1 protein-coding gene is annotated in these 291 nt (G+C 64.3%); it reads right to left on the bottom strand.

Annotated features, from left to right (window positions below; all coding sequences use genetic code 11):
* Window positions 1–282: T6SS immunity protein Tli4 family protein (locus AC4HNJ_RS21815; RefSeq protein WP_490481715.1), on the bottom strand; the 282-nt coding region annotated here is incomplete at its 3' end.
* Between the last annotated feature and the right edge of the window lie 9 nt (window positions 283–291).

Raw genomic sequence — 291 nt, 5'->3', positions numbered from 1 at the left:
CTCAAGTACATGCACATGGCTGACGCTGGCACGCAGGATGCCCAGCTCGCTGTCCACGCGGAATTTCAACGACGGTTCGTCCTTGCCCACCTGATCGATGGCGCTGGCATCGATGGTAAAGCGCACGTCCGGGTGATCGGTGAAGGTCACCACCAGGGTGAAGCCCTCCCGCACGGGCGGCTTGCCGGTGTCGGCAAACATGCCGCCTTCGACGCAGAAGCCGGTGCCATGAGGCAGCTCGCCGGAAGCGAGGGGTTGGAAGGCGGAGCCTGCGGCCCACATAGTCTGTCG

The organism is Dyella sp. SYSU CM1112 (assembly GCF_058216415.1).
The sequence above is the reverse complement of the archived record's forward strand: the minus strand, read 5'-3'. Positions and strand labels throughout refer to the sequence as shown.